Origin of the sequence: Bradyrhizobium sp. SRL28, assembly GCF_018596315.1 — a bacterium.
GTDB lineage: Bacteria > Pseudomonadota > Alphaproteobacteria > Rhizobiales > Xanthobacteraceae > Bradyrhizobium.
Genome location: NZ_JAHEAG010000005.1, coordinates 74280 through 87534 on the forward strand (window position 1 = coordinate 74280; position 13255 = coordinate 87534).

General features: G+C 62.8%; 17 protein-coding genes. 9 read left to right on the forward strand and 8 right to left on the reverse strand.

Annotation, left to right across the window (positions count from 1 at the left end; translation table 11 throughout):
• The first annotated feature begins 118 nt into the window (after positions 1–118).
• On the forward strand, positions 119–1912 hold the full coding sequence (locus KIP88_RS14050; RefSeq protein ID WP_214488518.1) for a ShlB/FhaC/HecB family hemolysin secretion/activation protein: 1794 nt from the start codon (positions 119–121) through the stop codon (positions 1910–1912).
• Between the two features lie 3 nt (positions 1913–1915).
• On the opposite strand, the gene KIP88_RS14055 is transcribed toward KIP88_RS14050, so the two are convergent.
• Positions 1916–2293 carry a hypothetical protein gene (locus KIP88_RS14055; RefSeq protein ID WP_249790768.1) on the reverse strand — a complete coding sequence of 126 codons (378 nt, stop codon included), beginning with the start codon at positions 2291–2293 and terminating at the stop codon, positions 1916–1918.
• Positions 2294–2541: 248 nt separating this feature from the next.
• Between KIP88_RS14055 and KIP88_RS14060 the strand changes: the two genes are divergently transcribed.
• From KIP88_RS14060 to KIP88_RS14080, 5 genes are all read left to right on the forward strand, one after another.
• Entirely contained in the window at positions 2542–3999 is a 1458-nt protein-coding gene (locus tag KIP88_RS14060) for a caspase family protein (RefSeq protein ID WP_214488806.1), read from the forward strand.
• 55 nt (positions 4000–4054) lie between these two features.
• Entirely contained in the window at positions 4055–6097 is a 2043-nt protein-coding gene (locus KIP88_RS14065) for a pyrroloquinoline quinone-dependent dehydrogenase (protein WP_214488520.1), read from the forward strand.
• 1126 nt (positions 6098–7223) lie between these two features.
• Complete coding sequence (locus KIP88_RS14070) at positions 7224–7517, forward strand: HdeA/HdeB family chaperone (RefSeq protein WP_214488521.1); 294 nt, start codon at positions 7224–7226, stop codon at positions 7515–7517.
• Positions 7518–7866: 349 nt separating this feature from the next.
• A complete protein-coding gene (locus KIP88_RS14075) occupies positions 7867–8028 on the forward strand; it encodes a DUF2934 domain-containing protein (protein ID WP_214488523.1) in 162 nt (53 codons plus the stop codon).
• Positions 8029–8110: 82 nt separating this feature from the next.
• Positions 8111–8326 carry a hypothetical protein gene (locus KIP88_RS14080; protein ID WP_214488838.1) on the forward strand — a complete coding sequence of 72 codons (216 nt, stop codon included), beginning with the start codon at positions 8111–8113 and terminating at the stop codon, positions 8324–8326.
• A 183-nt stretch (positions 8327–8509) separates the two neighbouring features.
• On the opposite strand, the gene KIP88_RS14085 is transcribed toward KIP88_RS14080, so the two are convergent.
• Positions 8510–8971: a PaaI family thioesterase gene (locus KIP88_RS14085; protein ID WP_214488524.1), complete on the reverse strand. Its 462-nt coding sequence runs from the start codon at positions 8969–8971 to the stop codon at positions 8510–8512.
• 231 nt (positions 8972–9202) lie between these two features.
• On the opposite strand from KIP88_RS14085, the gene KIP88_RS14090 reads away from it, so the two are divergent.
• From KIP88_RS14090 to KIP88_RS14100, 3 genes are all read left to right on the forward strand, one after another.
• Positions 9203–9478, forward strand: coding sequence for a hypothetical protein (locus tag KIP88_RS14090; protein ID WP_214488525.1), 276 nt, complete (start codon positions 9203–9205; stop codon positions 9476–9478).
• 85 nt (positions 9479–9563) lie between these two features.
• A complete protein-coding gene (locus tag KIP88_RS14095) occupies positions 9564–9794 on the forward strand; it encodes a hypothetical protein (protein ID WP_214488527.1) in 231 nt (76 codons plus the stop codon).
• Positions 9795–9897: 103 nt separating this feature from the next.
• On the forward strand, positions 9898–10233 hold the full coding sequence (locus KIP88_RS14100; RefSeq protein ID WP_214488529.1) for a PilZ domain-containing protein: 336 nt from the start codon (positions 9898–9900) through the stop codon (positions 10231–10233).
• On the opposite strand, the gene KIP88_RS14105 is transcribed toward KIP88_RS14100, so the two are convergent.
• From KIP88_RS14105 to KIP88_RS14130, 6 genes are all read right to left on the reverse strand, one after another.
• On the reverse strand, positions 10230–10481 hold the full coding sequence (locus tag KIP88_RS14105) for a hypothetical protein (protein WP_214488530.1): 252 nt from the start codon (positions 10479–10481) through the stop codon (positions 10230–10232). The genes KIP88_RS14100 and KIP88_RS14105 overlap by 4 nt on opposite strands.
• Positions 10482–10653: 172 nt before the next feature.
• Positions 10654–10881, reverse strand: coding sequence for a hypothetical protein (locus tag KIP88_RS14110; RefSeq protein WP_214488531.1), 228 nt, complete (start codon positions 10879–10881; stop codon positions 10654–10656).
• 631 nt (positions 10882–11512) lie between these two features.
• Positions 11513–11836, reverse strand: a complete 324-nt coding sequence (locus tag KIP88_RS14115; RefSeq protein WP_214488532.1) for a hypothetical protein — start codon at positions 11834–11836, stop codon at positions 11513–11515.
• Positions 11837–12308: 472 nt separating this feature from the next.
• Positions 12309–12488: a hypothetical protein gene (locus KIP88_RS14120; RefSeq protein ID WP_214488534.1), complete on the reverse strand. Its 180-nt coding sequence runs from the start codon at positions 12486–12488 to the stop codon at positions 12309–12311.
• 128 nt (positions 12489–12616) lie between these two features.
• Entirely contained in the window at positions 12617–12763 is a 147-nt protein-coding gene (locus KIP88_RS14125) for a hypothetical protein (RefSeq protein ID WP_308163555.1), read from the reverse strand.
• Between the two features lie 241 nt (positions 12764–13004).
• Entirely contained in the window at positions 13005–13205 is a 201-nt protein-coding gene (locus tag KIP88_RS14130) for a hypothetical protein (protein ID WP_214488536.1), read from the reverse strand.
• Positions 13206–13255: the final 50 nt, after the last annotated feature.

Genomic DNA, 13255 nt, shown 5'->3' on the forward strand with positions numbered 1-13255 from the left:
CGATTGCCGCTTTGTCCCGAAGATTACCGGAAATGTTTCAAGATTAAGTGAGTCGAACACGTAGTTCGAAGGGGTCGTATTAACCTTTCATTGACCATAAAATTCTATTAAAAATCATATGGCTAGGGGTTCCACCAACGATCGGCGGCGCGTATCCGTACATCTACTGAAGCGCATTTGTGCACCTGTAGCGTGGCACCGCTTCCCGACGGCTGGCCTCGGCCTTTGGATCATCATCGCCTGTTTTCCGGCGCAGGCTCAGCAGGCGAACCAGCCCGGTTATGATCCGCGGCAAACCGAAAAACGTTTCGAAGACCAGCAATCGCGTCAGGGGCCAACCGCGCGGCCGCGGATGCCGATGCCGCAATTCGCCCGGCCGGAGGGGCAGGGGGATTCAAAGCCGCTGTTCGTGCTGCGGCATGTCTCCATCACCGGTGCCGTTGCGATACCGCAGGAGCGGTTGGTTACGGTGTATCAACCCTTTATCGGAAGAAAAGTATCGCAGGCCGACCTCGCCGCGATGGCCGCCGCCGTCAGCGACATCTATCGCGCCGCCGGATTTCACCTCAGCCGGGCGATCGTTCCGCCGCAGGACATCCGGAGCGGCCAGCTTCGCATTCAAGTCATCGAAGGCAGCATAACGGAGCTGGCGCTGAAGGGAGACGGCGCCGAACAATTCGGCGTCCGGCCGATGCTCGAGGCCGTACTGACTGAGCGGCCCTCGCGGCTTGCGACGCTCGAACGGCAGTTGCTGCTGATCAACGGACGGCCCGGAGTGCGGATCGAGGACACCGCGATCGAGGAGATCGGCACCGCGAGCGGCCATTTTCGCCTGCTCCTTTCGCTGAAGACGTGGCACGTCTTCACGTCGTTCGGCGTCGACAATCTGGGATCGTCGTCGGTCGGACCGTGGCAAAGCTACGGGACGGTGGCGTTCAATTCCTATGTCGCGCCCGGCGATTCCCTGGTGCTGAACCTGTCGACTACGCCCGGCGATCCGCGGCAGCTTGCGTTCGGCCGGCTGTCTTACGAAGTGCCCGTCGGCACCGACGGCGCCCGCATCGGCGCCTCGGGCTATTACAGCGAGGTTTGGCCCGGCGATTACCGCCATCTCTACAGCGACAACATCAAGACCGAGTCGTTCGAAATTCGCGGCAGCATCGTTCCGCTGCAATCGCAGAAATCGAGCCTGACGCTGACCGCAGCGGCCGGATTCACCAATGCTTCCGAGAACGATGTGTTCGGCCCGATCTACGCCGATCGCATCCGCACCGCCAGCCTCACGTCGGACTATCGGCTGCAGGACGATTTCGGCGGCACCAATTATCTGACGGTGAATTATCGCCAGGGCCTCGACATTCTCGGCGCTTCGCACCGCGGCGACGACTATCTGTCGCGCGACGGCGCGTCCGGCAAGTTCTCCGCGCTGAATTTCTGGTTCACGCGCTACCAGACGCTGACGGATGCATGGTCACTGAAACTTGCCGCAGCCGGCCAGGCGGCGTCCGGCCCGCTGTTCACCTCGCAGCAATTCTATCTCGGCGGAATCGCGTTCGGGCGCGGCTACGGCAGCGCCGAGATCAGCGGCGATAATGGTCTGGCGGGCTCGGTCGAACTGCGATTCGACCAAAAGCTGGGCCTTCAATATCTGAGCGGTTACCAGCTCTACGGCTTCGTCGACAGCGGGGTGGCCTGGAACTCGGGCTATCGGCTCAGCGATGGGCTTTCGTTGACCTCGGCCGGCGGCGGCGTTCGCTTCTTCCTCGTCGATGGCCTGCAGGCCGACATCGGCGCTGCCGCGCCGCTCACCTATCGCGCGCCCGATAATCCCACCCGCGGCGCGCGGGTGCTATTCTCGCTGACGAGTGCGCTGAAACTCTGTCCGGTGCGGGCGACGACCCGCTGCCTGTAGCCGCTAGATCGACTCGTAGCTCTCGCTATTGCAGGTATCCTCGGCTTCGACCTTTTGGCGATCTGCGATCACGCCGCCGGAAATCTCGACACGATAGGTCTGCGTGCCCAGCGGTTTGCCGGTCACCGAAATCACCTCGGCCTTGACGCAGGCGGTCCAGCCCGGGCCGCGCAGGTTGGGGCGCGGCTCGGAAACGCGAACTTGGGTCGGTTGCGAGGCCGCCGTGAACACCGAGTCCAGTTTCTCCTTCAGCATGCGCTTGACATCGGGCACCGGCTCGAGCGGGGGCGGCTCGGGCGCCTTGGCGCGCATGAACTCGGGCAGCGGCGAGCGGACGTCGCCGAAGCCGCAACCCGCAAGCGTAAGCGCCGCGCCCGCCATCAGCGCTATGTGAAACCCGATCCGCCGCATCGGAGGTTGTTTTACCCCGGAGATGCCACTTCGGACAGAGTATTAGGCAGAGATAACAATCCCAATACTGTGATTTGCATCACGTCGCGGAGCTTGGGTCTGCGACAAGATCGCCGTCGAATCCGGCCATCGTCACGCCTCACATGGCGCGGCCGGCTTGAACCTTTGGCTGCGGGATCATGACCAATCCGCAGCCTGCATTGCCGGGAGGTGGCATCATGTTCCGTCACGCGCTGCTCAAATTGATGATTCCCGCTGCGGTTCTTCTGGGAACACATTCGGCGTCTGCCGAAAGCCGCCTCGCGCTGGTGATCGGCCAATCCGCCTATCGCTCGGTGCCGGCGCTGCCCAATCCGGCCAATGACGCCAAGGCGGTCACGCAATTGCTGACCGATTCCGGCTTCGAAGTTTCGACCGCGTCCGACCTTTCGCAAGGCCAGATGCGGGAGGTGGTCAGCGAATTCGCCGGCAAGGTCGCGGCCAAGGGTGCCGACACCGTCGCCCTGGTTTTTTACGCCGGCCATGGGCTGCAGATCGACGGCGAGAATTTTCTGGTTCCGATCGATATCGATCCGAAGCGGGAAGCCGACATTCCGATCCAGGCGGTGCGCCTCAACGACATCCTGAACACGCTGACGTCGGTGCCGAGCAAGATGCGTATCCTGATGCTCGACGCCTGCCGCAACAATCCGTTCCCGGACCTCAAGACCGCCGGCAGCGGGCTTGCTCTCATCGATGCGAAGATCGGCGCTCCCGGCACCTTCCTGTCGTTCTCGACGTCGCCCGGCGCGGTTGCCGAAGATGGCTCCGGCTCCAACAGCCCGTATACGACCGCGCTGCTGACCGCCGGCAAGGAGCAGATTCCGATCGAGGAGACCTTCAAGCGGGTGCGGCTTGCGGTGAACAAGGTCACCGAAGGGCGGCAGACCCCGTGGGACAGCTCCTCGCTGACCGAGGATTTCCGCTTTTCGGGCGCCTCGCTCGCCGGGCCGAAGCCTGCGGCAGCTCCGAAGAAGTCGGTCGCCGAGTGGACGCGCGATCTGAAGGGCAAGCCGGTCGAGGCGGCGAACGAACTGATCGTGGCCGACGGCACCGACGAAGCGTATGAGGCCTTTGCCGGCCTCTACCCGCAGACGACGCTCGGGCGGCTGGCGCGCGACTGGCTGGTTCGGCACCGGCGCATGGTGGCGTGGAACGAGGCCGTGGTCATCAACACCGCGTCCGGATATCGCTCGTTCCTGGCGAGATTCCCCGATAGCGATCTCAGCGCAACCGCGCGTAAGCTGGAGCAGCGGCTGCGCAACCGTCCCGAGTTCACGCCGGCGGTTGCCGCCGCCAACGCCGCTGTGCCGCAAAACGTCGCGTTCTCCGGGCCGACCTGTCCCTGCAACGTGCAGCCGCCGCCGCAGCCGCTGAAGGTCAATGCGCCGGTCCGGCGCGTCGAGCCGGATCCGTCGAAGAAGCGGGTCGATCGCAAGCCGCCGCGTCGCGAGCCGGAAGACGACGTCGTGGTCGTTCGCCGTCCGCCCCCGCGCGTGGTGTACGATCCGCCGCCGCGCGAAGTGTACGAGCCATCGAGACCGCCTGTCAGCATCGGCATCGGCGTTGGCCTCGGCGGGTTTGGCGGCGGCCGCGGCAGCAACTATGGCGATTATGGCGGCCGGGGTAGATACTGACGTGCTGATAGGGTAATCGATCCCGCAAGCGTTGGATTGCGCTTGCGGGGGCAGGATGCGAAATCCGGTTCGTCTGTTCATTTTCGTCGTTGCCATCTTCTGCCTCGGTGTCTCGCTTCCGGCTTCCGCCTGGGAGCATTGGGGCGGCGATCGTGGCGGATCGCGGTTTTCGCCGCTCAACCAGATCACGCCTGATAATGTCGGCAATCTCGTCCGCGCCTGGGAGTTTCGCACCGGCGATCTCGACGCCCGCGCGCCCGAGGTGATGAAGCGGACCAAGTTTCAGGCCACGCCGCTGCTGGTCGAAGACAGCCTGATCTTCTGCTCGCCGTTCAATGAAGTGATCGCGCTCGATCCCGGCAGCGGCGCGCAGAAATGGCGGTACGATCCGAAGATCTCGACCGCGCAACGCCCGGCCAACCGATACAATTGCCGTGGCGTCGCCTATTGGCTTGACGACAAGGCGCCCGACAATGCCGCCTGCCGCGCGCGGATATTCATGGGCACCAACGACGCGCGCGTAATCGCGCTCGACGCGAGGTCCGGCACACCCTGCGCCGATTTCGGGACCAATGGCGAGATCAGGCTCGAGACCGGGATGCCGCTGGAGTGGCCCGGCGAATTCCAGATCACGTCGGCTCCCGTCATTATCAGCGACATCGTAATCGTCGGTTCTGCGATCGCGGACAATCGCCGCGTCGAGGCGCCACCCGGCACGGTGCGCGCCTTCGATGCGCGAACCGGGCGGCCGCGCTGGACGTTCGATCCGCTGGTGCATGACGGCGGTGTCGTCGCCGGCCACGCCAATGTCTGGGCGCCGATATCGGTGGACGAGGAACGCGGCCTGGTGTTCCTGCCGACGTCCTCGCCGAGCCCGGACTTCTGGGGCGGCAAGCGGCCCGGCAACAACGACTACGCCAATTCGGTCGTGGCGCTGCGCGCCGAGACCGGCGAGCGGGTCTGGTCGTATCAGACCGTGCATCACGATGTCTGGGACTACGATTTGCCGGCGCAGCCGACGCTGGCGCGCATCGATACCGGCGCGGGCCTGCGCGACGTCGTGATCCAGCCGACCAAGCAGGGATTTGTATTCGTGCTCGACCGCGATACCGGCAAGCCGGTATGGCCGGTGGAGGAACGCGCCGTGCCGCAAGGCGGCACCGAAGGCGAGCAGCTCTCGCCGACGCAGCCGTTTCCGACCCACGTGCCGGCGCTGCTGTCGCAACAGATTTCGGCCGACGATGTGTTCGGCCTGGTTCCGTTCTGGGAGCGCGGTGCCTGCCGCGCGCAGGTCGCCTCCGCGCGCAATGAAGGGCTCTACACGCCGCCGTCGACGCAAGGCTCGATCGTGTTTCCGATGACCGGCGGCGGTGTGAACTGGGGCGGCGTCGCCGTCGACCCCGTCAACCAGATCCTCTACGCCAACATTTCGCGCGCGATCCACATCGTCAAACTGCTTCCGCGTGCCGCCGTGGCCGACGGATTCAACCCGCCGCCCGGTCACGATTTCGGACGGCAGCAGGGCACGCCGTTCGCGATGACGCGCGCGGTCGCGATGTCGCCGTTGGGCCTGTTGTGCAACAAGCCGCCGTGGGGCGAGATGGTCGCGGTCGATCTGAAGGCCGGCAAGATTCTCTGGCGTTCGCGCGTAGGCACAACGGAGGACCGCGCGCCGCTCGGCATCGCCTTCTCCTTCGGCACGCCGCTCGTCAATGGCGTCGCGATCACCGCCGGCGGTCTCGCCTTCACCGGCGCGCTGGATGCTTATCTGCGCGCCTTCGACGCGCGATCGGGGCGGGAGCTGTGGCAGGGCCGGCTGCCGGTGCCGGGTGTTGCCAATCCCATGACCTATCTGTGGAAGGGCGAGCAATATGTCGCGATCGGCGCCGGCGGTCATTCGGAGTCGGGCACGACCATTGGCGACAGCGTGGTGGCGTTCCGCCTGGCGCGGCCGGGCGAGGCGCCCTCGTTGTGGTCGCGCACCATCGACCGGCCAGGCGGGCGGTTTATGAGCGGGGCGATCGCGGCTGGGATCGCGGTGCTGCTGATGGCGCTGCTGGTGTGGCGCTGGCGGCGGAGCAGGGTGGGGAGGGCGTGACGGTGGATTTTCCGATCGACTCTCAAGCAACTCTCCGCTGTCATCGTCCGGCTTGACCGGACGATCCAGTACGCCGCGACTTCTCGGTTCAATCACTGCTGTCTCTGGAATACTGGATCGTCCGCCCCAGTGCGCAATTGCGCACAAGGCGGACGATGACAACTGAATATGCGTTCGCGATCTCGCGACATGAACTGTCCGAGGTTTGCCTGAAATTCCCGTCCCCTAAAATTAGAGGGCGCAGGGAAGACCGGGTGCTTGCTGCACCCGCGGTCTCGCGTGCGATTTGCGCAAACAAAAGTGCACACGAGCATACAGGGCAGCGGGAGCATTCCGGCCTTCCCTGCGCAATGGCTTTACGGCTTACTTCGTGCTCTCCCCGGTGAACGGCTTTCTTGCCACCGTCGCCGGCGGGACACCGCGCTCGATCCGATAGGATCGATGCGCAACCGCCAACTTAGCGCTAGCACCGCGGCGTCAGGACCACACGACTTCGCCGTACGCGTCAGGCGCGTACGTCTATCGCGCCTCTCACGTCCATCGCATCTCACCGCACGTTCGTGACGATCGCGAGCGCCCCTCATCCGCCGTGAGACGGGCGGAGTTATGCCGGTGATTTGCCTGACGACGGAAGCGGAATATTTTTGCGGGAAGGGCTGGACGACCCAAATCCCCTTGATCCGCCTTGGAAAATTGGCGTTTTGGCGCAGCGCTCTCTCCGCGTGATTGCGAGCGAAGCGAAGCAATCCATAGCGCGGCTTGCGGAGACGTGGATTGCTTCGCTTCGCTCGCAATGGCGGTGAAAGTCCGTAGGGTGGGCAAAGCGCAGCGTGCCCACCATCAAGAAGCGCGCTCGGTGATAGATGGTGGGCACGTCGCTACGCTCCTTTGCCCACCCTACGAATGCTTCACGCGACTCTCGGATTCTCAATCCGCGCACGGTTTGACAACTTCATATGTGATGCCGTTCATGGCGCGGTGAAACTGCGGTCAGCTGGATTCGATACAGCCTGTGTTTGCACAGGCGTTTGGATTTCGTTTGCGCGAAAACATGCTGGCGCGGTTTTTCGGAAATCACATGCATCACACGCAAGCCCGTCTGCCTCAGACGCCAATGGAGCTCATCATGAAGACGACCGCCTCGATCCTGTTTGCTGCAGCGCTTGCGCTATCCTCCGCGCCGGCGCACGCCGTCGTTCTCGATCTCTCGACCATGACCTGCAAGCAATTCATCGAAGGCGGCGACGACACGATCAAGATGGTGCTGACCTGGATGGACGGCTGGTACAAGGGCGATTCCGACGAGGCGATCATCGACACCGACGTGTTCGTCGAAAACGCCAAGAAGTTCGGCACCTATTGCGGGAAGAATCCGAACATCAGCATCGTCAACGCTGCGGAATCCGTTCTCGGCAAGTGAGCGTCGGCCGGGAGGTCGGGCGGATTGGCGAAACGCAATCCGCCCTACGATTTCTGCACGACTGATCTCGACTGGTCAGAATTTATTACAACTCCCGCGTCGGCCGGAACGTTTCTGCCGGTTCGCGGTTATGTTAGCGGAGACGGAATCCACGCGAGGAGCGGGACAGTCCCGACAAAGGCCATGCGGTGTAACGCCCGTGTGGCCTTTGTCTTGTGCGGCAGTCTCAGCGAGGAACCAACGGCTTGATGTGGACTTGAATCCGAAAGGCCAGTCGCCAAGCCGGTCCCGCCGGTAAGTTCCCAACACGGCTAAAGGGTGGGCCGTGCTTCAACGCGGAGAAAACGCAGTGGCTGAACCCAGCAAAAAGGAAATCGGGGCGCGAGCGTATCGGCTTTGGGAGCAAGCGGGTCGGCCCGAAGGTAGAGAAGACGAATTTTGGCACCTGGCTGAACAAGAGCTGCGCAACGAAGACAAGGGTTCGCCGACACGCACCCCCGACACGCTGTAGCGCTGTCGAACGACCAACGGCGATCCTGCACAGTGCGGGACGATCACCCGTTCCAGGATCTGCGGCCAACCGGAGTTCTCAAATGGCAAGAGCAAACGATCTGGAAGGCCAACAGGACATGGGCGGCAAGCATGGCGGCCAGGCAGGCATGCCGAAGCCTGAGGACCGAAGCTCAGCGCAGCAGGGCATCGTTCGCGACGAGCGGGGACAGGAACAGCCCGCGGACAAGGCGCGTGCTCAACACGTCAGCCGGAAAGATCGGGGCGATGATCCGCCTGGTGATCCAAAACAGCGATAGCCCTAAGACGAGAGAACTACGGGGGACGATATGGTGCCCGCATCGAATGGATCGGATGGGACGGGTGATCTTGTAGGGTGGGCAAAGCGAAGCGTGCCCACCATTTCGAAGCGCCTTCGGTGATAGATGGTGGGCACGGCGCTAACGCGCCTTTGCCCACCCCACGATTCCACTACGATTCCACTAAAGCATCGCGAACGCGCTCGAGACCATCGCCACCGGCTTGTTGTCGGTGGCGCCGAGCAGCGTGACGCGGCCGAAGCTCATGGTGCGCCCGAGGCGGACCACGCGCGCATCGGCCAGCACGTCGGAGGAAGAGACCGCGCGCATGAAATGCGTGGTCTGGTCGACCGTCGTCATGGGCCGATAGCCGCGGTTGGCGGCGAGGTTGGCGATCACCATCGCAGTGTCGGCAAAGGCCATCAGCGCCTGGCCCGAGACCGTGCCGCCATTGCGGCACAGCCGCTCCGAGAACGGCAGGCGCAGGATCGCGCCCGGCTGCCAGTCGGCGGCATCGCCTGATGGCGCAAAGTCGAAGCGCTCGATCGAGAGATTGAGATCCATCACCCAGGGCGCAAATACCTCGCCAAGCACGCGCCTGGCTTCCGCGATGCCGAATTCCGCTTCTGGTGGCTGTTGCTGCATGAACGCCGGTTTCCCCGCCTGATATTTGTTGCCGGCCTATTGTAGTGGTCATTGCGGAAGGGAACAGCGGCAGCGGGCCACAAATGCGGCACGAAATCCTGCGAGTCCGGCCGCCTTGCGGCGCGTCGAGCCGCTTCGAACGAAAGGCTGGGGTCCTCGTGCTTGGCTAGGCGGTTGAGCCGGTGGTATCCTTGCCGGAAACGCAAAGTCAGCGTCCCAAAGGAGAGCGTCATGAGAATGCTGAGCGCGGCCGCGGTGGTGGTGTTGTTGACGGCGCCGGCCTACGCGCAGACCCCCAATATCAACCTGATGCCGGAACTCATGTCCAAATCGCCGGAGGAGAAGGAGCAGGATGCGATCAAGGACAAAGCCTATAAGGATTCCCTGAGGAAGATTCCCGACGCCAAGGCCTCTTCCGATCCCTGGGGCACCGTGCGCAGCACCGACACGCCCAAGGCCGCAGCGGCGCCCGCCAAGAAGAGCAAGACCGGCAGCACCAGCCAGTAAGCCAGCCAGAGCGGCGGGCGGCGGGTAGGATTCGTTCGCCGCCGCCCCTATATTCGACCTGTCGTCATGTGTCTGGGGTTACGACATGGTCTTTCGTCCGCGCGATCTCGCGAGCCGGATGGCCGGCCGGCGCAAGCCGGACGACGGCTATCTGCGCGAGACTTTTACGCTGCCGCGTGACAAGGCCAGGGCTAGGGCGCGTGACTTTCTCGACCGCTACCCCAAGGCGGCCTATATGAGCTCGGTCGAGAGCTGGCGCGAGTTGCCCGGTGGCGACATCGAATTCACGATGCGCCGGCTTGCCAGCGCCGATTAGCGCAACCGGTTCCCACGAAATCACCAACACCTCGATTTTTGCCGAATTCCGATAACTCGGTATTCAGGTATTCCGCCTAGTACTTCCCCGCGCAGGAGAAATCATGGCGAGAGACCGCAAAGACCTAGGTAACCGCAAGTTCGTTCGGGTCGACTTGCGCAAGAAGGGATTCCTGATTCCGGCGCCGGATGCACCTTGGATCGAGTGCTACATCCTCGATATTTCAGAGAACGGCGCCTGCCTCGACGTGGGCGATCTGGCGGTGCCGAAGGTGTTCGGTCTCTCGCTGACCGCGGGCGGTGAGGTACGGCGGGTATGCGCGTTGATCTGGCGCAAGGGCGAATTGATCGGCGTCCGATTCATCTCCGCCCGGGAGCTGCGAAAGGGCGCTGCGCCGGCCGGTGAACCGGACGCTGCTTCCAAAAAGGCGCACGCCTAGAGCTCCTGATCGCTCTCCTGCAGCGTCTCCGCGACCAGGCGAATCCGGAATACCGGCTTCTTGGATTCGTCCAGCAATTCCATCTGCCACTCGGCGTTTTCGGAGAGTTTTCGGGAAATGTCCGCGATCATGTCGCCGCAGACGCCGGTCATTTCCTTCCAGGCGGCGTTATGATCGGCAAACTCCGCACCGTCGTTGTTGACGCTTGCATCCTCGCCATGTCGAACGCTGAAGAAGAAGATCGGCATGGCAAGCTGAACCGGATGCAAAAGGGGGCCGCCGTTGGCCCAGAGGGTGTGCAAGGGCGGGTGGAGTGGATTCCTGGCGCAGGGAAAGATCAACCCCGGGTTTTTACGGGCTTATGCCCGTTATATAGCATATAAGTCAAATCATCCTGTCGTCGTAACTTGCTGTAATTGCTTAAGACTTCTCCGACGAGCGGCCGGCAGGAGGATCCGGCGAAGCGGGTCGTTCCCGTTCGGCTTTTTTTAGCTCCCGATCGATCCGAAGCTGGACCCGCCGGATGGCCAGCAGATTGAGCTTGGCTTCGGTCTTGCCCGCGATGACCCTGTCGCCGATGCGGAATTGCCAATTCCAAATGCCCGGAGCGACCGCCGTCACGCTGAATTCAACGCCCTTGTAGATCATATAAAAAATCCCGCTGCGGCCCCAACCGCATCCAGACTTAATACCTAAAATTGCAAATATAAATCAACGCAACTCTATGAGACTTGATCAGGCGCCGGTGCCTGCAAAGGCGTGGAGAGGGGACGCGGCGCATGGCCAACAGGGCAAGCCGTGCCTCGGTCTTTCCCTGGCCAGGTCGCCGATCCGAAATTGCCATGCATAACGGGAGTGGAACCGCAAAGTTCCATATTCCATCCGCTTACCAATAAATTTGCCGCGCGACGGTACGGCAGAAATCCTCGCGCGGCATGTGTTCAACCCCGCGGGCGCGCCCGAATTCCCGCGCCGGCCCCGCTTTCTCCCCTGCTGAAAAGCACTGCGCCGCGCAAGCGGAGTATGGTCGCTTGGCGGCGCAGGCTTAATCCCCGAGTGATGCAATGTCCCAGGCAAGGTTTTGTCTGACCGGAATGAAAAAGGTTCAACGCGGCCAGAGACGAATTTGCCGGGCGATCTGCACGCTGAAACGGGGCCCTTGCGGCGGACGTATCTGCTCGCGAGGGCGGGGTGGTCCTCCAGATTTCCCCCGTCATCGGCGACCTCGCTGCATAGCCCCATGCGGCGGGGTCGTTTGGCGTGGCGGGGCGCCGGTCCGCTATATCCGTGTCATGCCGGCGTAATGCCTGCCGCTATAGGGACCGACATGAACGCCGGTCTTCATGCACTGCGCCTTCGCGGCCATGCACATCTGAACCTTGTCGGATCGATCGGCGGAATCGCGAATGCAGGAAGCTGCGTAAGCGCTGCAGGTGTGAGGGATCGCGCGATGGCTCATGTGCCATCTGTAAGCCGCCGAGCGGCCGCCATCGGACGACTGGCAGCACTTGCCATTCATTTTCGAGGCGGACGCAGGCGCGAGGGCGGACGACAGGACAATGCCGGATACGGCAAGCGACAGGACGACAGCGGCGATCTTCATTCGGCTCTCCCTTCCCGATGTTGTTATGCGCGCGGCATAAAACCATGGAGGAGGAGAGTCGTCGTCTTACATATCGGCAATGTCGGAGGGCCTGGCCGCTGAGAACTCAAGACCAGGGCCGCCAGCGGCTCGGCCTTCTATTCCTGGCGCGTTGGATAAGGCTGCCGCGGCGGCATATGGGGTCTCGACGGCGCGTCCGGCCGGACCGGCTGCGGCACCCGCGAGGGCTCCGGGGTGCGGCTGAGGCTCAAGAGCCGTGTGAGGAGATGGGCGCCATGCTGCTGAAGCATCGGCAGGATGGGCTCGGGGGCGAAGGCAACCTGAATGTGCATGTAGTAACCCATAGCGGGCGCATCTTGACGGACGGTTCAGGCGAAACCGCAAGCACGCCTAAAATTGTAAGCGACGTCATCCGCGCCTCGACTTGCCGATAGAACGATGAGGCCGCCCGTTGGCGGCCTCATCGCGAGAGCTAGCTTTCCGGCTGCTCTACATCAGGCGGCCGGGGGCTGGCATCCGGCGCCTTTTCACTCCTGGCCGAAAGGTCGGCGGCCTTGTCGAGAAAGCCCGCGGCGACATCCGGATCCGTGGTGGCCATTGCAAATTTCAAAAAGGTTGCCGCTTGTTCCGTTAGATATTTTTTACCCGGCACAATCTGGTTCCCCGTTGCTACGCGTTACTGTCCCAACACCCGGTGCAATTACGCACTGCGGCGGAATCCGTTCCGGGGGAACAGTACAAAAGTGAACTTAAGGCGGGCCCTGTGTCCGGGTAGGCACGCTACCGGTTGGGCCAGTCCTCGCCGAGGAGCTTGCCGGTTTCCTTGTGGATGAAATGAAGCCGGGTGCAGGCGAGGCAGACGACGGACACATAGGAATTGGAACCAGGCTCGTCCTCCGGCGGCGTCTCCGGGAGCCAATGCTGCACGTTCGTGCCCAGCCGTGGGCATTTGAAAAGGATATGTCGGCCCATAGGCGGAATATGCAAAACCCCCGCGCCGGGTCACCTCCGTATGTTTGCGTAGGTGAAGGTTCCGGCCGGGCAAATGCGGGGCAGGGGACCGGCGGGACTTTGCCGGAAAGGGACTAATCGTCCCCGGCGGCTGCCGCGGACCGGGGAAAAAGATTGGCGTGAGTAAAGGCCGCCAACTGAGGCGGCCTTACTTCTTCTAGGCTGGTTCTGGTGGTCGAAGCCCCGGAGAAGTGAGCCACTCGTTCATGTGAGAAGCGGTATCCAGCTGGCGGATTTTCTTGAGCAGCCCGTCCCTCTGAGGACCAGGTTTGAGCTGGGCAACCTGGGCTTCCAGCTTGGCCTTCTCGGCTGCAATATTTTCCTCAAACGTATGGGGAACAGATCGGCGACGCTGCATGATACAACCTCGTGCTTACGGGTCCTAACCGTAGGGTTTGCACTTCCAAT